The following is a 20,767-nucleotide window of genomic DNA, read 5'->3' as shown; positions in this document are numbered from 1 at the left end:
GATTAACCCATACCCCGAAAACGCTGCTTCCAGCCCGATAAGAAACCGGCCGTCTGTGATGCCTGCGATTACTGTGATTTTCTTTCTGATGATTTTTTCTTTACAATGTCGTAAATTTCATCGCTTTCAAGCAGATCGAACAGCTGATTCAGCCAGCGGTAATAATCCAGGACATAGTGATATTTTTCCATATCCGCTTCGATCATTTTCTGCTCTTCTTCTGAAAGATCTCCAGATGCCTCCAGATTCTTCAGATCTTTTAATGATGTCTTAATCGCCTTAATGTTAAGAGCCGTCACTTTTCGCCACTGATTAGAAAAGAAGTCGGTGAAAATCTGATACCAGTCTTTGTTTGCTTCATATAAATCGCGACGCACGCCTTTTCTCCATACTTTCTCCACCATATTCAATTCACTTAATGAGCGGACAGAGGTACTCATGCTCGTCTTACTCATTTTCAATTCCTCTTTCATGTCATCAAGCGTCATTGGCCGGTCTTTAAAATAGAGTGTGCCGTACAGCCGTCCCGTTGACGGACCGATACCGTAAAGGAACATATTTTGAGAAATGGCTTCAATGACCCGTTCTCTTATATTCTCGATTTTTTCTTTATCCTTATTTTCCACCATATACACTCACCTGGCCTGACTGTTTTTCATGGTATTGGATTGAACAAATGGTACATGTGGTACATGCGCAGCTTCGTTTGATACCACTTTCATTTTATATGCTGAACATCGTGAAAAAAAGATTTGTATGAGAAAAGTACAGATTAAAGGCAACAAAATAAGAATAATATAATATGTTCCGTATGTAAAGTTTAAACTGTACGTAAAGTTATGATAAAATAAAAGTGCTACTTTTAATCGATCCGGCCGATCATGTATCTCATCATCGATGAATGACTGAAAAACAGGCGGTGATTTATGAAGTGTGAAAAGGGAAATACTTATACAGAAAAATGAGGTGTTAAAATGAACAGAATCGAAGTCAGGCACGTTTCAAAAATCTTCGGGAAGAACAGTAAAGCGGGTCTGGAATTACTGAAACAGGGATTAACCAAAAATCAGATAAAAAAGAAGACAGGAATGAACCTGGGTGTCAGTGATGCCAGCTTCGAGGTCCATGAAGGTGAAATATTTGTCATTATGGGGTTATCGGGCAGTGGAAAATCAACGCTGGTCCGGATGCTGAATCGACTGATTGAACCAACCTCCGGAACTGTACGGATTGACGATCAGGAGCTCACAGCAATGAACAAGAATGAACTTCGCCAGGTCCGCAGAAAAAATATCAGCATGGTTTTTCAGGGCTTTGCACTGTTTCCTCATCGCAATCTTCTGGATAATGTAGCCTATGGGCTTGAAATCCGGAAAATCGATAAAGAAGAGCGTCAGGAGAAGGCAAAACAGGCGCTCCGACTGGTCGGACTTGAGGGTTATGAGAATAGTTCACCAGCCCAGCTTTCAGGAGGCATGCAGCAGCGCGTTGGTCTGGCACGGGCACTGGCCAGCGACACAGATATTCTGCTTATGGATGAAGCATTCAGTGCACTTGACCCGCTGATCCGTAAAGATATGCAGGATCAGTTGCTCGAGTTACAAAGTGAGATGCATAAAACCATCGTGTTTATCACACATGATCTGGATGAAGCACTGCGGATTGGTGATCGGATTGCTTTGATGAAAGATGGTCGGATTGTTCAGATCGGGTCTCCGGAAGATATCCTTATGAATCCTGCAAATGAATATGTCGAACACTTTGTCGAGGACGTGGATATCAGTAAAGTCATTACAGCAGGCCGCATCATGAGCCGGGCTGATGCCATACAGATTGACCGTGGACCACGGGTTGCCCTGCAAATTATGAGTGATGCCGGGATTTCCAGTATATTCGCCGTGGATCGAATGAAAAAATTCAAAGGGGTCATTTATGCCGAAGATGCCGCGGATGCTGCTAAAGAAAAACAGTCATCAGACGATATCGTTAAACAGGTCGAACCGGTAACGATGGACGCGAAACTGAGTGATTTATTTGAACGAATTTCCAAATCAGCATTACCGCTCCCTGTCATTGATGAAAAGGGGCGGCTGCGGGGGATTGTCCGCCGCCCGGCCGTTATCCAGGCACTTGCTGGAAACCTTCCCGCTCCATCTGAAAGAATCGAGGTTAAGACATCGTGAACGACACCTTTTTACCTAAAATTCCAATTGGCCACTGGGCTGATCTGTTTGTCCAGTTCTTTACTGATCAATTTGGTTCATTTTTTGAAAATGTAGCCGGCGGTATTGAAACCTTTGTCAGCTCACTGGTCTCATTATTTGATTTGATTACTCCGGTTGCATTCATCCTGCTGTTCGTGATTCTCGCGTTCTGGCGAAGAGGATGGGGTGTTGCCCTGTTTACATTGATCGGCCTGGTTCTGATTTATGATCTGGGGTACTGGGAACATACCATGCAGACCTTTGCCCTTGTGATTACTTCCGTTGCTCTGTCAATTGTCATCGGGCTGCCACTCGGGATCATCGCCGGGATTAATGATGTCTTTAAAAAAATCATGACACCGATCCTGGACTTCATGCAGACGATGCCATCCTTTGTTTATCTGATCCCGGCTATATTCTTATTTGGAACAGGGATGCCTCCGGGTGTTGTCGCCACGATTATCTTTGCTATGCCGCCGACGATCCGGATGACGAGCCTCGGTATTCGTCAGGTTCCGGCGGATCTGATTGAAGCTTCTGAAGCGTTTGGATCAACGGTCTGGCAGAAGCTGATGAAAGTGCAGATCCCGCTTTCGATGCCAACGATCATGGCTGGTATTAATCAGAGTATCATGCTTGCCCTGTCCATGGTTGTCGTCGCATCACTCGTTGGCGCGCCGGGTCTGGGTGCAGACGTTTATCTGGCTGTGACTTCTCTTCGCACGGATATCGGTTTTGAAGCAGGTATCGCGATAGTCATTATTGCGATCATGCTGGACAGAATTTCACGTAAAACCAACAATAATATGAATAAATGAGGAGGATTATTTTGAAAAAATTTACGATTGTGCTGATCGGATTACTGACAAGCCTGGGTATGGTTCTGGCCGGGTGTCAGGGACAGAGTTCAGGTAATAAAAATGAATCGTTTGCGGACCAGGTGGATCACAAAATTACAGGTATCGACCCGGGTGCCGGGGAAATGAAGTTAACGGAAAATAAAGTCATGAAAGACTATGGGCTGGATAACTGGACCCTGCAGTCCGGCTCTGAATCGACGATGACAGCCTCACTTGATAAAGCGATTAAAAAGAAGGAACCTATTGTCGTTACAGGCTGGACACCGCACTGGAAATTTCAGAAGTATGATCTCAAGTATTTAAAAGATCCGAAAGGCAGCTATGGTGGTGAAGAAGAGATTCATACGATCATTCATAAAGGGTTTGAAAAAAAGGACCCCAACGCGACCAGGGTTTTAGATCAATTTAACTGGAAAGCAGAGGATATGGAGAAGGTCATGCTCGATATTCAGAATGGGGAAGACCCGGAAAAAGCTGCAAGAAAATGGGTTGATGAGAATAAAGATAAAGTCGCTGAATGGACAAAAGGTGCAAGCAAGGTCAATGGTAAAAAAATCAAGCTTGGTTACGTGGCCTGGTCATCGGAAATTGCCAGTACAAATGTTGTCACTACTGTCCTGAAAGATCTGGGATACAAGGTCACCCTGGAGCAGCTGGGTGCCGGACAGATGTGGGCAGGTGTCGCCAAAGGCAGTGACGACGCGATTGTTGCGGCCTGGCTGCCGACGACTCATGCGGATTACCTGAAAAAATTTAAAGATTCACTGACAGATCTCGGACCGAATCTGAAAGGGACCCGCCTTGGCCTGGTTGTTCCTTCTTATGTTGATATTGATTCCATTGAGGATCTGAAAGATTAAATCATGAATAAAAGACACGGCTTCTTATTGAAGTCGTTTTTTTTATGGATTCTTATCAAATACCATCAATAAACGTTAGCAACCGGATGGGGACGGGATCAGATACGAGTAAGCAGGCAGAACCCCGGATTAAGAGGAAGAGTCTGCACCGGAGTCGAGCCGGCCTTCAATCCAGGAGCGAACCTTTTCGTCTGTTTCTTTGCCATACAGATCTTCTAATGATTGAATGATATGTGTGCGCATGTCGTGCTCAAGACGATCCCACATCTTCTGAAGTGCCCAGGTGGCGGTGCGGCGAATGACCGGGCGCGGGTCCTCTCTCAGCAATCGGAGGAGTTCCGGTGCGGCATCAGTTTCTTTATAATTGCCGAGTGCCACAATTGCATTACGCTGAATGGGCTTCTTTCCCCTCCACGAACCGGAAAGTGCACCGAATGTTTCTCTGAACTCACGATTGGACAAGGACAGCAGTGGTTTGAGCAGCGGACGGGCAAGTTCTGGATCAGGCTCCATTTCCTCATGGAAGTGGCTGTCCACATCGCGATTATACGGACAGACCTGCTGACAGGTATCGCAGCCATAGAGTCTGTTGCCGACTGCTTTTTTGTATGCATCCGGCAGTTCCTGCCTGGTCTGAGTAAGATAGGCGATACATTTCCGGCTGTTAAGCTGCCCACCCTGAATGAGTGCTCCGGTCGGACAGTGGTCAAGACAGATCGTGCAGTCCCCGCACAGATCAGTTGCCGGTCTGTTCGGCGGGAAGGGAATGTTTGTCAGCATCTCGCCCAGATAAACATAGGAACCGAATTCCTGAGTAATGAGGTTCGTATTTTTTCCGGACCAGCCGATACCCGCACGTTCGGCTACCGCCCGATCAGACAATTCACCGGTGTCAACCATGCTTTTGTATCGCGCTCCAGGAACCTGGTCAACCAGAAAATCACCCAGCTTTTGCAGGCGATCACGAAGGATGACATGATAGTCCTTCCCCCAGGATACCCGGGCAAATGCACCGCGACGATTTCCTCTCGTGTTGGCGGGACGCCTGGCCATTTTCTTCGGGTACGCCATGGCGATTGAGATGATTGATTTTACACCATCCATCAAAAGAGACGGCTCGGTTCTTTTTTCAATGTCTTTTTCTTCGAACCCAGACTGATAGCCGAGCGCCTGCTGCTTGTATAGTCTTGCCTTTAATTCAGTGAAGGGATCAGCTGTCGTGAAGCCAATCTTGTCTATACCTGCTTTTTTACTGTATGTGATCAGTTCTTTCTTCAATCTGTGAAAATCTGTCATTTCTTTTATATCTCCTCATGATGGTGATTACGGCCGGCCTGATCCAGCAGAGAAGCTCTGTCATTTTGATGCGGAGCTACCTATGTTCTGTTTGTTAAAAAGCTGATGATATTATGATAGCGTGATGGGTGAACAACCGCAAATCATGGATAAAAACTTTTAATTCCAGATCAGGCATTTTTCTGCCTGTTTTCTGCGTGTTCTGATAAGATGAGAATATCCATTGTGCGGATGAGGAACAGGGGGACATGTGAATGAACGTTGCGATACATACACTGGGTACCAAACGCCGGCTCGGGGCGAAACGGCAGTTGTTCAGCCTGAGCCTGATTCATTTTCTGAATGATGTCATGACGACCGGACTGGTTCCAGCCCTGCTGCCACTTTATAAAGAAGCTTTTAACCTGAATTATTTTCAGGCCGGACTGATTCTGTTTGTTTCGATGATCACTTCTTCTGTGTCGCAGCCGATATTCGGCGTGATGACGGATAAAAGACCTCAGGCATGGTTTTTACCGGCCGGTATTTGCCTGACGGGATTCGGACTGACAGCTTCCGGATTTGCTGCCGAATACTGGATTCTCCTGATTCTTGTTGGTCTGTCTGGTATCGGCTCCGGGATTTTTCATCCGGAAGCGATGCGGGGCGCTTATATGGCTGCAGGTACCGCCCGGGGGACGGCTCAGGCTATTTTTCAGGTTGGAGGTAATTTCGGTCAGGCCTGCGGGCCACTGCTTCTGCCGCTTTTCCTGATCGCCACCGGGCTGCACGGTCTGGGCTGGTTCGCCCTTGCGACAGTTGGTGGTTTTGTCCTTGTCTGGTCGGTGATGCCCTGGTACAAAAAGAGTTTGATCAGAAATAAGGCACGGCAGTCTGCTATTCGGGGACGGAACCGGCCCTGGGGCCTGTTTCTGCTCACACTGGTCGTCATTCTTCGTTCCTGGACGCAGATTGGCGTGGCCGGCTTTCTGCCCTTCTTTTATCTGCATCAGGGCATTTCGCTTCATTACGGCGACCTGATGACGTTCCTTTTTTTGGCGGCCGGTGCATTGGGTACGTTTCTGGGCGGCCGCTTCTCCGATCGAATCAGTCACAAATGGCTGCTTTTTGTCTCAATGGTAGCGACGATTCCATTTGCCTGGCTGCTGCCGCATGTACAGGGTGTTCTGGCAGTCCTTGTTTTGTTCCTCTTTGGCCTGTTTATCCTTTCAACCTTTGCGGTTACAGTCGTTTATGGGCAACTCATGTTCCCGAAGAATATCGGCCTTGTCTCCGGGCTCATGGTTGGTTTCGGAATTGGTGCCGGTGGCATCGGCGCCACCCTGATTGGCTGGCTGTCGGATCTTTATGGGGTCTATACCGTATTTAATCTGTTCGTCTTTCTTCCACTTCTTGCTGCGGTGATTACCTTGTTTCTGCCAGGTGAAAAAAGCCTCCAGCAGTCGGAATAGAGGAGGTTTCAGAAAAGCCCTTTCCGCATTTCAGTGGAAAAGATTGAGTGCCTGAAGTATTCATCATCTGGCGAATCACGGGGCTTTTTTTTCACAGAAGACGTCAAATGGCTGAAGCAAATCGCTTCCATGTCCATGATCCATTGAGTAACCGGATCGCGTTCCTGAAATGTAAATAGCCTGTATCCATCCAACAGGCAGACCTGATCATACGAGGTGATTTTTCGATGGAGTTTGTTCCCATTAATCTAAGTAAAGACAGAGATGTCATTATTGCCTTTCGGCGGGATTCGTTTGTCGTCAGTTTTGGGACGGCAGAAGATTTCCATGAAGATCAATATCTTGACTGGCTTCGTACCCAGATCAAAAAATATCCTGACGGTTTTGTACTCGCTCTGGAAGATAATCGTCCGGTGGGTCAGGTTGAACTGACAATCCGTGAATGTGAAGGGCGTACAATCGGCTATGTCAATCTTTTCTATCTGATTGCTGATAAAAGAGGGATGGGATCAGGCCGTCTCCTCCAGCGTTATGCGATGGACTTTTTCAGAAAGCATGGGGTGCAGGAGTACCATCTCCGGGTTTCGCCAACCAATAAACGCGCTATTTCCTTCTATTATAAAAATGGAATGAGGAAACTGAAAAGCGAATTTGACGATCAGGTGATCAGAATGGTGGGTGAGGTCTGATCAAACGATGGGCTATGGGTGCTTGAATTTAGCACATGATCTATTCAGACTCCATGCAAGTTCCCACAACAGAAATACTTTCCAGGTTTTATATGATCATGCTCATAAGCCCCGGAAAAAACGATCACGTCAACCAGACCTGATTTTACATCAGGAACCGCTCTTTACTCTTCTTAAATGCCTGGTTTCGCAATTTTACCATCCTTCAGAATGATGATTCAATCCTGGTAGGGCATCATCTCTTTATTTATCCCGCATGAACGGGCAGTACACCTCAGGGTCATGAGGGTAAACGAACAGGCCCGGGTAGGATAACTGCCCGCAGCAGCCCGATAAGTTCAACGAACAATCAGTGGAGGATGCAGAAAACCTCCACTGATTGACGCTTCACTTTATTCATTGCGTTCGGATTGCCTCTGGTGTACTGGGGGCAATTCTTTTATGCAAAAGCGATTGACTGAACATTCACGTCAGGAAGTGTCCAATCGATTCGAAGTCAGCTGACAAAGGTGAGACTGATTTGAATTTCTGAACAAAGCATGTATTTGTTCAGAAATTATCTTTTCTTTTAAGCATATTAATGATATTATTATTCATAAGATGAATATAAATAACATTAATATAAAAGGTGATGCTTATGAAGGGAAAGGATGTCATTCTTGGTTTGCTGCTGGAAATGCCAAGAACCGGCTACGAGATCCACGAAATGTTTCAGACGGTTTTTTCTCACTTTTTCTCCGGAGGCTATGGAATGATTTATCCGACATTAAAGAAGCTGGAGTCCACCGGTGAAGTGCGAAAAGAGGTAGTTATTCAAGAGGGAAAACCAAATAAAAATATCTATCATATCACTAAAAAAGGAAGACAGGCCTTCAAAAATTATCTTCAGACGGAGATTGGTGATGATGTTTTTCAGTCGGAATTTCTGGTGCGTCTGTATTTTGGAAGTCATGTGAACGATGAGCTCTTAAATATTTGGTTGATGGAAGAAAAAGAGCGGATCGAGGAAAAAATTCGAAAACTAAAGCGGGTTGATCGAAAATGGAGCTGTAATATGACACAAACGCAAAAAATAAGCTTTGACTTTGGCATGTCCATGTATCAGGCGCAACTCGAAGTTGTGAAAAAATACTCAGTTGGGAATGTTTCAGATGAATAAAGGGTATCCGTTTTGCAAGAAGAGATGAAGGGATATGACAAAACATGCCAAAGGAAGGGGCTTTACGGACTTCATTCAGTATATACAGCGGGTTACCCCGAGAGATTTATATCATTTTTTTTGCTCGAATCATCAATAATATTGGGAGCTTTGTTCAGCCCATACTTGTTCTGATTTTGACACAAAAAACAGGTATGGGAAGCGATGAGGCCGGATTATTCGTGACCATCCAGGCGTTACTCTGTGCTCCCGGCATAATTATTGCAGGTAAACTGGCAGATACCATCGGGAGAAAACGGATTATCCTGATCTCCCAAGGGGCGGGAGCGATAGCGTTAATCATTTGCGGATTGATGAAACCGACCCTTGAGATGACTTACTTGTTAATCGCTTCTTCTGTTTTCTATTCAATGAGTCAGCCCGCCTATGATGCACTCGTTGCAGATATAACAACGCCGGAAAATCGTAAGGCCTCTTATTCTTTAACTTATATGGGGATGAACTTAGGGTTCGCCATAGGCCCAATTTTGGGCGGCTTATTATTTGAGAACGCACTTCCTCTTGTTTTTATCGGCGATGGGCTGACAACCATCATGGCTCTGCTTTTAGTCATGGTATTTATTCCGGAGACAATGGGGAAGGATCCAGTCCGGGAAATAGATGAAGATCGTGTGTTGGAGCAAAAGGTTGAAGGTTCGGTGTTTCATCTTTTATTCAGACGGCGAATTCTGCTGTCCTTTGCACTGATTTCGTTCTTCTACTTCTTTATATTCAGTCAGTGGAATTTCACTTTACCCATGCAAATGGCCGATATTTTTGATGGAAAAGGTGCAGCACTGTATGGAACCCTGGCCAGTTTCAATGGCCTGGTTGTGCTTGTTGTGACACCGGCTCTTACCAAAATGACACGGAATTTTCACCCTATCAGCCTGATATCGTCAGGGGGATTGTGCTATGGCCTTTCGTTCGTCATTTTCGGCTTTATTCACGTGCTGCCTGCTTTTTATATTGGCGTATTCATCATGACCCTTGGAGAGATTCTGGTTTCGGTTAACTCACGTTCGTTTATTGCAGATTATACGCCGGCTTCACACCGCGGCCGGGTCAGTTCGATTCTGCCCATCATTACCGGAGCAGGTTACACGCTCGGACCAGTAATCACAGGAAAAGTGATTTCGACGCTTTCATTTACTGCTGCCTGGATCATTACCGCCTGTATCGGATTTGTATCTGCAGCCATGATGCAATTACTAAAAAGAAAGACACGATTAAAGGCATAAGATTAAAATTTTTTCAGCCGCTGAAATGATTGCCGGTTTAATCGTCAGGAAAATCTGATCATATAAGAGGCAGTCACATGACGGGATGATTTGAAAAGTGTAAAAAAATGAGACAGGACAGAGGAGAAAGGGATCAATGAAGTTGAACCAAATGGAAAGGTATCATATTTTGCTGCGGAGTTATGGACCACAGCACTGGTGGCCGGCCGAGTCAACGTTTGAGATGCTGATCGGTGCCATCCTGACGCAAAATACGTCGTGGAAAAACGTTGATCTTGCTCTGAAACGATTGAAACCAGGCCTAACACCGGAAAAAATAGAACGTATGTCTCCTGAAACATTAGCCGATTGTATTCGTCCTTCAGGATTCTATCGTCTGAAAGCAGAAAGGATACGCTCTTTTCTTGCCTGGTACAGGGACTATCATTACGATCCGTCCAGGGTATCCGCTGTGGATGCCTCATCGCTTAGAAATGAATTGCTTGATGTGAAAGGCATCGGCCGCGAGACGGCGGACGCCATGCTCGTCTATGCTTTCAAAAAGCCTTTTTTCATTGCTGATGCCTACGCCCGGCGCTTTTTTACAAGACTGGGTGACGACGTCCCAAAAAATTACGATGATTTTCGAAAACAAGTAGAGGCCGGCCTTCCGGATGATCTGGCTGTTTATCAGGAATATCATGCCCTGATCGTTGCACATGGCAAAATGCATTGCCGGGCTGCAGCACGGTGTGATGGATGTCCGTTCTTCTCAAAATGTGAGGCACGGATAGAGAAAGATTACCAGCGCAGACACGGAGGTTTCAAGTGATAAAAATAGTTTATGCGGGTGATCGGGATATCCCCCTGATTCATTTGCTGATGCAGCGGGCGTTTGCGGAATATGATATGACAGATGCGCCATCAAGTGCGATGGATGAAACCATGGACAGCATTCAGGCAGCAAGAGAAGACGGGGAGCAAGGTCTGATTGCATATATGGATAACGAGCCGGTCGGTATGGTTCGGTTTCAGGTTCACGAGGACGCCATTTACTTTTATCGCCTGGCTGTAATTCCTGAGCAGCGCGGCTGCGGGGTGGCCACATCCATTCTTAAGGAACTGGAAAATATAGCGAGAATCGATCACAAGATGTCAATCACCTGCCGCGTTCGGGCTCTGGTGACAAGAAATGTGCATCTCTATCAATCACTCGGCTATAAAATCATTGGCGAATGCAGGGTACACAAAGCGAGTGGACAGGAAGTTCCGGTAGCCATCATGCGAAAGCATATATAAAAAAACAGTGCTGCTGCCCTTTATAAGAGCAACAGCGCTGATCATCCGGGGAGTTGTTTCTGAAATCTGTACGCTAAATGATAGAAATATGTTTTGATTGTTTCCGGCTTACTATGCCAGTGTAAACCAGAACGGGCAATAAGATCTGAAACACGGTATATATAAGGAAAACTTCGATCGGCAGCATCAGCGTGTTCTTAACAATGCTGTGCGCAAAGAAGTACAGGTATCCCTTGCCCATGATCATCGCACTCCAGATACAGCCGAGTCCGATATTGACAATGTAGTTTACAAAAAATTTTGCCAGAAAAATACGCAGAACGGTAATTCGGGCTTTATAAAAGAAAATGCCGTATATAAAGCAGCCCAGCATGCTTGAAAGTGTGTAACCGGGAAAGAACATCCCAGATGGATGAATGACAAATCCAACGATATCGGATACGGCGCCGACGATCAGACCAACAACGGGTCCGTAGATCACTGCGCCCAGAGACATGAAAAGATAACCGAACGTAATGTGAAGATTCTCTGCAACGGGAATAGAGAAGGAACTGAGTACCACACTCAGCGCAATAAGAAGAGAAGCAAGGACGAGTACTTTCAGATTATTTAATGCTTTTGCTGCCGTTTTCCAATATTCAGCAGTAAAAATGGACATAAAAATTCCCCCTCAGCAACATTTTTTTGCTACATAGAGGAGGAAGACTCCGGTATGCAGCAGCGGGATGCAATAATTGTACGGCAAACCTTCATCCGAAAAAGGATCCGGCTTTTCGTCCCAGGGACAACTCCCCGTCCCCGGGCACGTAACCCACAATTATCTACTCTGCCTGATTCGCTTTCATTCTACATCGATCTATGGAAGAGATCAAGAAAAAAAGATTCCAGTTACCCGAAATAAATGAGCACGGGTAAGTAGACAAAACTCAGAATGGTGGTAATTGAGACGATCAGGGAAATCATCCCGGTATCTCCGTCATATTTTTCAGCAAGCAGGACGGTATTAATCGCTGCCGGCATACTGACCTGGACCAGCAGCACCGAGGCGAGCAAACCGTGGATGCCAAGCAGTTTCAGGACGACTGTTGCCAGCAGGGGGACAGCCATGATGCGCAGGATCACACCCGTCCATACTTCCGGGCGGTGCAGGCCCGACCGATGCGTCCGGCGAAGTTGAACACCGAGGATCAGAAGCACCAGGGCGGGATAAGCCGTGCCCAGGAGCTGAGCGGCCTCATCGATACCGATCGGAAGCGGCTGGTGGAGTAAACTTAATGCAGCACCTGCAATCGCAGCGTAAATCAGTGGTGTTTTTGAAATCTGAATCAAAGCCTGTTTTCCATTCATGCTGGAGCGGGATGCGATATACATGCCCAGGATATTCACAAGGATAATCTGGCCAATGACATAAATGGCGCCGAGCGCAAAACCTCTGTGACCAAAAGCAAGAAGCAGGACGGGAAGTCCGTAATTGTTCGAATTGCTGAACAGTGTGGTGAGTGTCAATGCCTGTGCTGTTTTATTTGGCATTTTGAAAATTTTTGCAGTTAGGAAGGCCAGAATCCACAGTACAAGAGTCATAATTACGGTAAAAAAGAAAATATCAAGAACAGTTCTACCCTGGAGCCGGGAATCGGTCAGCGCCTTGACAATGAGAGCCGGTGCAAAGATGTACAGACCAATATCTGCAAGCAGTTTGGTATCCACCGGACGCCTCTGCTGAAGCAGCATGCCGGAAAGGCAGATGATAAGAATCGGAACTGTAGTGGACATCAGTAAATGCAGATAGGCAGACATCATTTTCCTCCAACAGGCGGGTCTCCAGCATGTCAATTCACTATTTCATCATACCATGTCGCTCAGAAAAGGGGGTACGGAAGCATTCAACGATACAGTAATGACAGATCGCTTATTTTCATTTATAGTAATAAATGTAAAAAAAGGGATGGAAAAAGGAACAGGTGAACCAGATGTTTCAGGAACACGATTACTTTGTCTGGGGCAGTTATTGTGATAAGTGCGGGGAACCATGCTCTATATTGCAGAATGGGCATCATCCATGGGAAAAAACGGCCTTTTCGATCAAGATAAATTGTTCTGCATGCGGTCATGAAAGGGTCATCCGCCAGTCGGATGCTGAGGCATTTTATAATAAAAAAATATTATCGTACTTCAGCGGATTGTCCGGCTTTGTGCTGGATCTCGGTTGTGGCAGCGGCTTCCTGAGCAGGGCACTCATTCAGAACCAGCAGATTGACAAACTGTACGGGTTGGATACCGATCCCGCGTGCGAAAAAGAAACGGCAGGTCTCTGTCATAACAGATTTAAATTTGTTCTGGCTGATCTCAGGAACCTGAACCAGTTTTTTGCCCCTGGATCTGTGGATTATCTTGTGAGTAGGGATGTATTCATGTTTGTCGAGGATACGGAGCAGTTTTTCACTGATATCACCTCCATTGTTACAACAGAAATCCGTCAGATGGGCTGGTTTAGGAGGAATAACCCGCGAATGCGGAACAGGCTTGAACCCAGTCAGATTGCACATGCCTATGAAGAGAGAGGGTGGAAAACCCACATCGAATACCTGGACTGGTATAAAAGTGGATATTATATTTGCGCAAGTAAATGATTGCTGTAAGTCCGTCTCGATCTGGGTATTTCGGGCAGGATCATTTTTTCATAAAAACCGCTTTTTTTGAGGCCATGCCTCTGGCAGTGGCTATTGGGACATACGGCCTGTCTTTTGGTGTACTGGCCGCTCAGGTGAAATTCAGTCTGCTTACCGCTGTCGCCATGTCACTTCTGGTCTTTTCAGGTTCTGCACAGCTCGTGACTGTTGCGATGCTGGCAGGCGGTGCAGGCATGGCAAGTATTCTGCTGACCACTCTTTTACTTAACCTGCGCAATCTGCTGTACGGTGCTGCACTGGCAGAATGTCTTGCACCTGCAGGAAAATGGAAATGGCTGATTTCTTTCGGTATCTCGGACGAGCCTTTCGTTCTGGCAAGTTCCAGATTTCAGAAAACGGGACCTGATCCACTCTATTTTGTTATCATTACCGCCTGTTTCTATATCGCATGGGTCTCCGCTTCATTTTCGGGCGCATTTATGGGAAATCAACTGGATCCGCAAAAATGGGGACTGGATCTTGCTTTCCCCGTAACTTTTACGGCACTGCTTATTCCCGGGCTGAAGGGGAAGCCCGTCATCGCAACAGCTCTTGCCGCAGCCCTAATTGCAACTGGATTAGAAACATTGAGTCCGGGTAATGAGCTGACAATTATTCTGACGGGTATTTTCGCACCGATTGCCGGACTTTATTTCTGGAGGAGATCCGCTCATGTATAATCAGTGGCTGCTAATCAGCGTCCTTGCCGTAACGACTTATCTCTCCAGAATCACGGATCTGCTTTTTATGGCAGGAAAAAAATTGAATCCTGTTCTGAGACAGTATTTTAATTTTGTGCCGGTGGCAATCATTGTTGCCCTGCTTGTCAAACAGACCCTGATTCCCTCAGAAGGTCATCTTATCCTGTCTGTACCTGTTCTCATTGCCTGTCTGACCGGAGCCATTGCCATCAAACTGATGAAACGATTTCTGCCGTCCGTTGCTCTTGGCATGATTGCCGGATTAATCTGGCGCTATTTTTTCAGCTGTTTACCTCCATTCAAATGGAATCATTGTGATCAATATAACCTGTTAACGCATACATTTTTTGCTACAATCATTAAGGGAGGGGTTTTTCGATGGAGGTAAAAGCAGCATTTATTTTTATCGGACCGGAGATAAATACGGATGAAGCACGTGCCCTGATTGACACACCGGTGATTAAATTGAAAGTCATTGGGGTCAGAACGTACGATGAAGCGGTTAAGGCTGCAGTTGCCCTCGCTGATGAGGGTGTTACAGCCATTGAATTGTGTGGCGGGTTTGGAAATATCGGCACAGGGAAGATAGCCCGTGCAGTTAAGGGAAAAGCTGAAGTCGGCGTTGTCCGATTTGATCATCATCCCGGGCTCGGACATAAAAGCGGTGATGATGTGTTCAGTTAACAGCCTGTCTCATCTATTACAACCGGGTGCACACACTTATCCAGAATGTGCACCCATGATTCCTGACGTTATAGGGAAGGTGAATAGCAATTCTTCACAATAAATGTGAAATGATCGAAAGAAAAATCCGTTATGATGGCTCTATAGCGGAATACCGCTGTCAGGTTCTTAGTCGGCATTCTGATCGGGTCGTCCTGACCTATGTGTTGCCTGATCCTGTTATACTTGGAAGGGATGCTGTGATTGTAAATCTTCCGGCGGGCAGCCGTACGTATGCCTGGTACTGGACAGATCGGCCATATAACGTTTACATTTGGCAAGGCAGCGGGGGCAACTATTTAGGCGCATACTTTAATATCGTCCGGAATACACGGATTAGCGATCAAGTGGTCTCCTATGAAGACTTAATTGTGGATCTGCTCGTGACGCCGGAGGGAAAGCAGTGTGTACTTGATCGTGATGAATTGCCGGAGAGCATGGAACAATTTGAACAAGGCTATGTAAATCAAACGTTGAAAGATTTAATCGTTTCAGCCGGTCATATACTCGCCGGACTGATTCAAATGAAGAAAAGCCTGCCGCCTGGCAAACAGCAGAATCCTCCAGAGGCTTAGTCTTTTCACAAAAAATGGTACCGTATACCGACAAAAGTCTATACGTAACCTGCACTTCCCAGGAAGGGATCTGATCATTTGTGCGATTCAGCAGACACTATCATTCAGAAGGCTGACCTTTACTTAAAGGAAGGCCAGGAGGAAGCCTGTCTTCGTCTTCTCAGGGATTTGTCAAAACATCAGTCCGATAATGGCAGACTTTGTTTGAAATATGCGCTGGCTCTCGATCACTTTTCCAGAGAAGAAGAAGCGATTCCTGCTTATAAAAAAGCCATGGATTCAGGGCTTGACCCGGATGATGAGCGAGTGGCAATGATCTGTCTTGCTTCATCTTATCGAAATGTCGGAAAGGTTGATCAGGCTATGGCGATGATAACCGGGGCAATGGAAAAATATCCCGGGCATATTCCTGTGGAATGTTTCTGCAGCCTGATCCTGCTGGATGCAGGCCTCGAGAAAATGGCGGTACAACAGCTCGTTCAAGTACTTTTAAGAGAATTAAAGCCTGAAGCTTTTGAGGGGTTCAAAGAGGCGCTGAAAGTTAAAGTAAATGAGCTGACAGAAGAAAAACCATGATATGAAAATAAACAAATTGCAGAGGTGCTGGATGTTTCATGAAGATTTTTAAAGAAGATCAGCCGGACATTCTGACCGTTTCGAAAAGGATACGGCTGATAAAGTTCAGAGAAATCATACCCGAAGCCTTTGCGTGGTATCAGGATAGAGAAACCCTTCGTCTGGTTGACGGACCGGACAGACGGCCGTATGACAGGGAAACTTTATCGCGAATGTACCGTGTGCTCGGGAAGATGGGTGAACTCTACTATATTGAATATCAGGCAGCAGACCATTTTTACCCGATCGGTGATGTGACTTTAGCTCTTCATGATCTGCCCATCGTCATTGGGGACCCCGCCTGCAGGGGGAAAGGGATTGGCTCACAGGTCATTAATGCTCTGGTTGAGCGGGCAACGCGTCAGGGATTGAAGCACCTGTATGTCCGTGAGATCTATGATTATAATATAGCCTCACAAAAACTTTTCTTAAAATATGGTTTTCGGAGGGAAGGTAAGACAAAACTGGGTCATGCTTATCATCTTGTGATTTCCTCATAAAGGATTGATCATCGAACAGGATGAAAGACTCGTGTCTATTCTCTCTTGACATGAAGCATCGGACCGCTTATCATGTTAATTGGTCATTTTATTTGACATAACGGAAAGTAGCTCAGCTTGGTAGAGCACATGGCTGGGGGCCATGTGGTCGCAGGTTCAAATCCTGTCTTTCCGATGAAAGGAAAAAAGCAATGTAATGGAAATAAATTCCGTTGCATTGCTTTTTTGTGTTATAAAGATAGTTTGTTAAACAAAAGGGTATAAAAGGCTTAAATCATACCCATTAATTTCAATACCAGACCCAGAAGGGGACCATAGAAACAGTAGTCCGTTTCGCTCAGAATGCGCATGACTGGTTCATATGTCCCGATCATCGGCAGCAGGAAGGCCTGTCCAAAAATTAATATGAAGCCGTTGAGCAATGAGCCCGTAATAGCGCCACGGCGTCCACCGGTTGAGTTACCGAAAATGGCTGTGATTGCCCCGGTGAAGAACGTGGGAATCAGTGCAGGGAAGACCACAACCGGATAATGAATCAGATCGAGAATGCTCATGCCAATCAATCCGGAAACTAAACTCATGAGGAACCCGACAATGACTGATGTCGGGTAGTACGGGAACAGAAGCGGGATATCCAGTCCGGGTGTCGCATTTGGAATAACTTTTTCAGCTACCCCGTGAAAAGCAGGAATGATTTCAGAGAGCATCATGCGGACACCTGTAATGATAACGGTAATCCACAGTCCAAACTGCAGCCCGCTCAGAAAACTGAAGCTGACTATGTCCCGTCCGTTGCTGGCATGAGTCGTTACCCACTCCGGTCCGGCAATCAGTGTGATCACAAGAAATAGCAGAGTCATGACTAAAGTCAGCGCGGTGGTCATTTCACGGAGAAAGTTCAGATTTTTTGGCAGTTTGAGGTCTTCAAGATCCTTTGACCCACGACCAACGAGTTTCCCGATCCCCGCAGAAATAAGAATACCAATTGAACTGGAGTGTCCCAGTGTGAATCCTTTCCCGCCTTTAACATTTTTCATGAGTGGCGCAATATAAGCACAGGTAAAAGTCATGTAGCATCCGAGCAGGACCGCACCGATGATGATGAGCGGAATGGTCGGCAGGTCTGTTCCAAATTTCAGCAACGCGGTAATCAGTCCAGCGTAAAAAAAAGAAACATGCGCAGACAAATGGACATATTTGAACCGTGTAAACCGGGCGAGCAGAATATTAATGGCAAAACCGAATGCAAAGATCAGTGCCATTTCCGTCCCGATTCCCTCCATACTCTGCATTTGCGCTTTTTCGATGTTTGGCATTGAGATACTGAAATTGAAGATCCTGGCCAGCATCGGCTGAAGAGGCAGGAGAGCCATACCGAGGGACTGGGCTCCGGTCGTAATCATGAGAAAACCAATCATGCCCTTGAGTGTGCTTGAGATGATCTGGTTCCAGGACTTTTTCTGTACCAGCGTCCCGATGATAATCACGAGACCGATAACGAAAACAGCCTGGTTAAAAATATAGTTGATTATGTAGAGGATGAATGCCATCAGCCTTCATTCCTCCCTGCTGTTTCAGAAATGACATGAATGAGCTGCTCGCGGAGATAAGTTTTATCCAGCATATTGTCCATTCGGATAATCCGCGTAGCTTTAGAGTCTATTAAATCAGCGAATGCCGACGCTGTAATAATTGCGTCATAAGCAGCAGGATCGAGGGAGCTGATATCCGAAGCAGTAACATCTGCATCAACGCTCTCGTGTTCCAGAATCTGTTCAGCAAAAACTTTCAGCATCATACTGCTTCCTACTCCGGCACCACAAACCGTAGCGATTTTCAACATGATGATTTCTCCACATCTTCTGATACAATTTTTAAAATTTCTTTTTTCGATGAAGCGATGCGCATCCGTTCCAGTTTGTCCTGGCGCTCCAGTAATGCTGCCAGATCCATCAGCATGCCTAGATGGCTTTGATGATCGACGGCACAAAACGCGGCGACCAGATTAACCGGATCATTCTTCGGATGGCCAAAATGTATAGGCTTTTTCAGCGTCAGCAGGCTTAGTCCCGGCCGGAGTACTGCCGGTCCGGGTGAGGCATGCGGGACGGCAATGCCCGGTGCCATGACGATGTAATTCCCGTTCCTGTAAAAGTTTTCAAGCATGGCCGTGATATATTTTGGTTCTGCACAGCCGCTGTCAACCAGTAACTGTCCACTTTTTTCAATCGCTTCTGTACTTGAAGAGACTTCTATTTGTGCTAATACTGAGTTTTTCTGTAACCAGTCGGTAATCATTATCCTAGAATATTCATGGCCCGCGGTATGAACTTTACTTGTCGTTGAGCCACCAAGGTTTACAGCGATTTTCACTTTTCACCTGAAAAGTGAAAAAAGGAAATGAAAAAGGAGCTCATTCCTTGTATGATTAAGTTAAGCGAAAACAAACATACAGGGGGCTCCTCATATGTCCAGTGTAAAGGAATCAACGTTCCACTTCAATAAAAAGATTAAGGCCAGTTTCTCAGGCGGCGCGCTTTCTTCTGATTCCGGCTTATTACTTTATCGAGAATTCGATGAAAAGACTGGCCTCAGTGAGTTGATCCAGGAAAAACTGTACGTGAACGATCCGGTCACTCATGCCAGGCACACCAACCCAAAGGTGGTGATTCAGAAAATCTATCAGCACCTGGCTGGCTATCACACCGACGACCAGGCCGATGAGTTGGGAACAGATCCCATATTCACGACCCTGCTTGAGAAGAAGCACCTGGCTTCCCAACCGCGGCTGTCCCGCTTTAATCAACGCGTGGATGCCGACACCGTTCAATCGCTGGAAGCCGTCAATCAAGCTTACCTGGATCGACTCTATGCCCTCAGGCCCAGTCAGCAGGTAGTGCTTGACGTGGATTCAGCCAATTTTGAGACCGCCGGGCATCAGGAAGGGACGGCCTACAATGCCCATTACCAGGACACCGGCTACCATCCGCTTCTCCTGTTTGACTCGCTGACCGGCTACTGCCTGAAAGCCGAACTACGTTCCGGCAATGTCTACACCTCCCGTGGTGTCGTCGATTTTATCCGTCCGGTGCTGGCACACTATCGCTCGCTCAATCCCGGACAGGATCTGGCCGTCCGGGGAGACAGTGGCTTCGCCGTTCCCGGGCTGTACAGCTTGTGTGAGGAAAAAGAGGTTTTTTACGCCATCCGTTTGAAGGCCAACCCCCGGTTGGCTGAAAAAGCACAGCGGCTTGTGGAAGCCCGTCAGAAAAAGCACGCCATGCCAGTCGGTTCTTCAGTCGTGTTTTATCGTGAATTTCAGTACCAGGCGGCTTCCTGGGATCAGGCCCGGCGAGTTGTTGTGAAACTGGAGCGCCCGGAAGGTGAGCTCTTTTTCCAGCCGACCTTTATTGTCACGAATATGAGCCTTCCCGCTAAACGCGTCATTAAATTCTATCAAAACCGGGGCACGATGGAAAACCTGATCAAGGAAGGCAAGAACGGTTTTGCCTTTGATCAGCTGAGCAGCACCCGTTTTGAAGCCAACGCGGTGAAACTGCAGATTCGTATGCTGGCAAGCAATATTGAAGCCGGGTTTCGCCTGCTCTGTCTGCCGAAATCCGCTAAAAAGAAGCGGCTTTGTATGGATACTGTGCGCCTTCGCCTGATCAAGATTGCCGGCAGGCTCGTTCATTCCGGCCGTTCGCTCATTTTCCGACTCTGCAGTCACTGTCTTTACCAAAAGGTCTTCCGGCAGACGCTGGATCAAATCCATCGGTTGCCGGCATTGGCATAGTGTCCAGACCATCAATCTTAAAAAATTCAGAATTTCTGTTGGAAACGACGGGATTCGTCTGCCCTGAAAACGAGAAAATGGCTGTCCGCATGTTCCATGCGGGCCAACAGG

Annotated in this window: 24 protein-coding genes, 1 tRNA gene and 1 riboswitch; of the genes, 18 read left to right on the top strand and 7 right to left on the bottom strand. The window is 46.4% G+C overall.

The window, feature by feature from the left end; all coding sequences use genetic code 11:
* Positions 1-68: 68 nt before the first annotated feature.
* Positions 69-629, bottom strand: a complete 561-nt coding sequence (locus tag ABNN70_RS12485) for a GbsR/MarR family transcriptional regulator (protein ID WP_206184346.1) — start codon at positions 627-629, stop codon at positions 69-71.
* Between the two features lie 345 nt (positions 630-974).
* Here ABNN70_RS12485 and ABNN70_RS12480 point away from each other — a divergent pair, with 345 nt between their 5' ends.
* From ABNN70_RS12480 to ABNN70_RS12470, 3 genes are read left to right on the top strand one after another with little or no spacing between them, the layout of a single operon-like run.
* The gene (locus ABNN70_RS12480; protein WP_353947968.1) at positions 975-2,183 is read left to right on the top strand and encodes a glycine betaine/L-proline ABC transporter ATP-binding protein; all 1,209 of its coding nucleotides are present in this window, start codon (positions 975-977) and stop codon (positions 2,181-2,183) included.
* Positions 2,180-3,022, top strand: coding sequence for a proline/glycine betaine ABC transporter permease (locus ABNN70_RS12475; protein WP_129930784.1), 843 nt, complete (start codon positions 2,180-2,182; stop codon positions 3,020-3,022). Before ABNN70_RS12480 ends, ABNN70_RS12475 begins: the two co-directional genes overlap by 4 nt.
* An 11-nt stretch (positions 3,023-3,033) precedes the next feature.
* Positions 3,034-3,924, top strand: coding sequence for a glycine betaine ABC transporter substrate-binding protein (locus ABNN70_RS12470; protein WP_129930782.1), 891 nt, complete (start codon positions 3,034-3,036; stop codon positions 3,922-3,924).
* Between the two features lie 129 nt (positions 3,925-4,053).
* Here ABNN70_RS12470 and queG read toward each other — a convergent pair whose 3' ends face one another.
* Entirely contained in the window at positions 4,054-5,220 is a 1,167-nt protein-coding gene (gene queG, locus ABNN70_RS12465; protein WP_129930780.1) for a tRNA epoxyqueuosine(34) reductase QueG, read from the bottom strand.
* A 254-nt stretch (positions 5,221-5,474) separates the two neighbouring features.
* Here queG and ABNN70_RS12460 point away from each other — a divergent pair, with 254 nt between their 5' ends.
* The 6 genes from ABNN70_RS12460 to ABNN70_RS12435 all read left to right on the top strand — a co-directional run bounded on the left by ABNN70_RS12460 (position 5,475) and on the right by ABNN70_RS12435 (position 11,077).
* Positions 5,475-6,671 carry an MFS transporter gene (locus tag ABNN70_RS12460; RefSeq protein WP_353947967.1) on the top strand — a complete coding sequence of 399 codons (1,197 nt, stop codon included), beginning with the start codon at positions 5,475-5,477 and terminating at the stop codon, positions 6,669-6,671.
* Positions 6,672-6,898: 227 nt separating this feature from the next.
* Positions 6,899-7,360, top strand: coding sequence for a GNAT family N-acetyltransferase (locus ABNN70_RS12455; protein WP_353947966.1), 462 nt, complete (start codon positions 6,899-6,901; stop codon positions 7,358-7,360).
* A 637-nt stretch (positions 7,361-7,997) separates the two neighbouring features.
* Positions 7,998-8,519 carry a PadR family transcriptional regulator gene (locus tag ABNN70_RS12450; RefSeq protein WP_129930774.1) on the top strand — a complete coding sequence of 174 codons (522 nt, stop codon included), beginning with the start codon at positions 7,998-8,000 and terminating at the stop codon, positions 8,517-8,519.
* A 44-nt stretch (positions 8,520-8,563) separates the two neighbouring features.
* The gene (locus tag ABNN70_RS12445) at positions 8,564-9,799 is read left to right on the top strand and encodes an MFS transporter (protein ID WP_353947965.1); all 1,236 of its coding nucleotides are present in this window, start codon (positions 8,564-8,566) and stop codon (positions 9,797-9,799) included.
* 136 nt (positions 9,800-9,935) lie between these two features.
* Positions 9,936-10,610, top strand: coding sequence for an endonuclease III domain-containing protein (locus tag ABNN70_RS12440; RefSeq protein WP_353947964.1), 675 nt, complete (start codon positions 9,936-9,938; stop codon positions 10,608-10,610).
* On the top strand, positions 10,607-11,077 hold the full coding sequence (locus ABNN70_RS12435) for a GNAT family N-acetyltransferase (RefSeq protein ID WP_353947963.1): 471 nt from the start codon (positions 10,607-10,609) through the stop codon (positions 11,075-11,077). Before ABNN70_RS12440 ends, ABNN70_RS12435 begins: the two co-directional genes overlap by 4 nt.
* Positions 11,078-11,150: 73 nt before the next feature.
* On the opposite strand, the gene ABNN70_RS12430 is transcribed toward ABNN70_RS12435, so the two are convergent.
* Both ABNN70_RS12430 and ABNN70_RS12425 read right to left on the bottom strand, forming a co-directional pair.
* Positions 11,151-11,735 (bottom strand): folate family ECF transporter S component, encoded by a 585-nt coding sequence (locus tag ABNN70_RS12430; RefSeq protein ID WP_353947962.1) that lies wholly within the window; start codon positions 11,733-11,735, stop codon positions 11,151-11,153.
* A 58-nt stretch (positions 11,736-11,793) separates the two neighbouring features.
* Positions 11,794-11,908, bottom strand: a riboswitch (THF riboswitch).
* 57 nt (positions 11,909-11,965) lie between these two features.
* Positions 11,966-12,874, bottom strand: a complete 909-nt coding sequence (locus tag ABNN70_RS12425; RefSeq protein WP_353947961.1) for an AEC family transporter — start codon at positions 12,872-12,874, stop codon at positions 11,966-11,968.
* Positions 12,875-13,047: 173 nt separating this feature from the next.
* Here ABNN70_RS12425 and ABNN70_RS12420 point away from each other — a divergent pair, with 173 nt between their 5' ends.
* The 8 genes from ABNN70_RS12420 (at position 13,048) to ABNN70_RS12385 (ending at position 17,035) form a co-directional block, all read left to right on the top strand.
* The gene (locus ABNN70_RS12420) at positions 13,048-13,707 is read left to right on the top strand and encodes a class I SAM-dependent methyltransferase (protein WP_353947960.1); all 660 of its coding nucleotides are present in this window, start codon (positions 13,048-13,050) and stop codon (positions 13,705-13,707) included.
* A gap of 74 nt (positions 13,708-13,781) precedes the next feature.
* Entirely contained in the window at positions 13,782-14,426 is a 645-nt protein-coding gene (locus tag ABNN70_RS12415; RefSeq protein WP_353947959.1) for an AzlC family ABC transporter permease, read from the top strand.
* On the top strand, positions 14,419-14,835 hold the full coding sequence (locus tag ABNN70_RS12410; RefSeq protein ID WP_353947958.1) for an AzlD domain-containing protein: 417 nt from the start codon (positions 14,419-14,421) through the stop codon (positions 14,833-14,835). Before ABNN70_RS12415 ends, ABNN70_RS12410 begins: the two co-directional genes overlap by 8 nt.
* Entirely contained in the window at positions 14,826-15,131 is a 306-nt protein-coding gene (locus ABNN70_RS12405; RefSeq protein WP_129930762.1) for a DUF6506 family protein, read from the top strand. Before ABNN70_RS12410 ends, ABNN70_RS12405 begins: the two co-directional genes overlap by 10 nt.
* Before the next feature lie 239 nt (positions 15,132-15,370).
* On the top strand, positions 15,371-15,745 hold the full coding sequence (locus ABNN70_RS12400) for a DUF402 domain-containing protein (protein WP_353947957.1): 375 nt from the start codon (positions 15,371-15,373) through the stop codon (positions 15,743-15,745).
* Between the two features lie 78 nt (positions 15,746-15,823).
* A complete protein-coding gene (locus tag ABNN70_RS12395) occupies positions 15,824-16,321 on the top strand; it encodes a tetratricopeptide repeat protein (protein WP_353947956.1) in 498 nt (165 codons plus the stop codon).
* Positions 16,322-16,359: 38 nt separating this feature from the next.
* Positions 16,360-16,860 carry a GNAT family protein gene (locus tag ABNN70_RS12390; RefSeq protein ID WP_353947955.1) on the top strand — a complete coding sequence of 167 codons (501 nt, stop codon included), beginning with the start codon at positions 16,360-16,362 and terminating at the stop codon, positions 16,858-16,860.
* Positions 16,861-16,961: 101 nt separating this feature from the next.
* Positions 16,962-17,035 (top strand) — tRNA-Pro (locus ABNN70_RS12385).
* 94 nt (positions 17,036-17,129) lie between these two features.
* Here ABNN70_RS12385 and ABNN70_RS12380 read toward each other — a convergent pair.
* Genes ABNN70_RS12380 through ABNN70_RS12370 form a run of 3 tightly spaced genes read right to left on the bottom strand, consistent with a single transcriptional unit; the run spans position 17,130 to position 19,158 of the window.
* A complete protein-coding gene (locus ABNN70_RS12380) occupies positions 17,130-18,410 on the bottom strand; it encodes a PTS ascorbate transporter subunit IIC (protein WP_353947954.1) in 1,281 nt (426 codons plus the stop codon).
* Complete coding sequence (locus tag ABNN70_RS12375) at positions 18,410-18,703, bottom strand: PTS sugar transporter subunit IIB (RefSeq protein ID WP_353947953.1); 294 nt, start codon at positions 18,701-18,703, stop codon at positions 18,410-18,412. The genes ABNN70_RS12380 and ABNN70_RS12375 overlap by 1 nt, the downstream gene beginning before the upstream one ends.
* A complete protein-coding gene (locus tag ABNN70_RS12370) occupies positions 18,697-19,158 on the bottom strand; it encodes a PTS sugar transporter subunit IIA (RefSeq protein WP_353947952.1) in 462 nt (153 codons plus the stop codon). Before ABNN70_RS12370 ends, ABNN70_RS12375 begins: the two co-directional genes overlap by 7 nt.
* A 169-nt stretch (positions 19,159-19,327) precedes the next feature.
* Here ABNN70_RS12370 and ABNN70_RS12365 point away from each other — a divergent pair, with 169 nt between their 5' ends.
* Positions 19,328-20,656, top strand: coding sequence for an IS1380 family transposase (locus ABNN70_RS12365; protein ID WP_129930918.1), 1,329 nt, complete (start codon positions 19,328-19,330; stop codon positions 20,654-20,656).
* The last annotated feature ends 111 nt before the right edge of the window (positions 20,657-20,767 follow it).

It is taken from the genome of Sporolactobacillus sp. Y61 (assembly GCF_040529185.1).
Lineage (GTDB): Bacteria > Bacillota > Bacilli > Bacillales > Sporolactobacillaceae > Sporolactobacillus.
The sequence above is the reverse complement of the archived record's forward strand: the minus strand, read 5'-3'. Positions and strand labels throughout refer to the sequence as shown.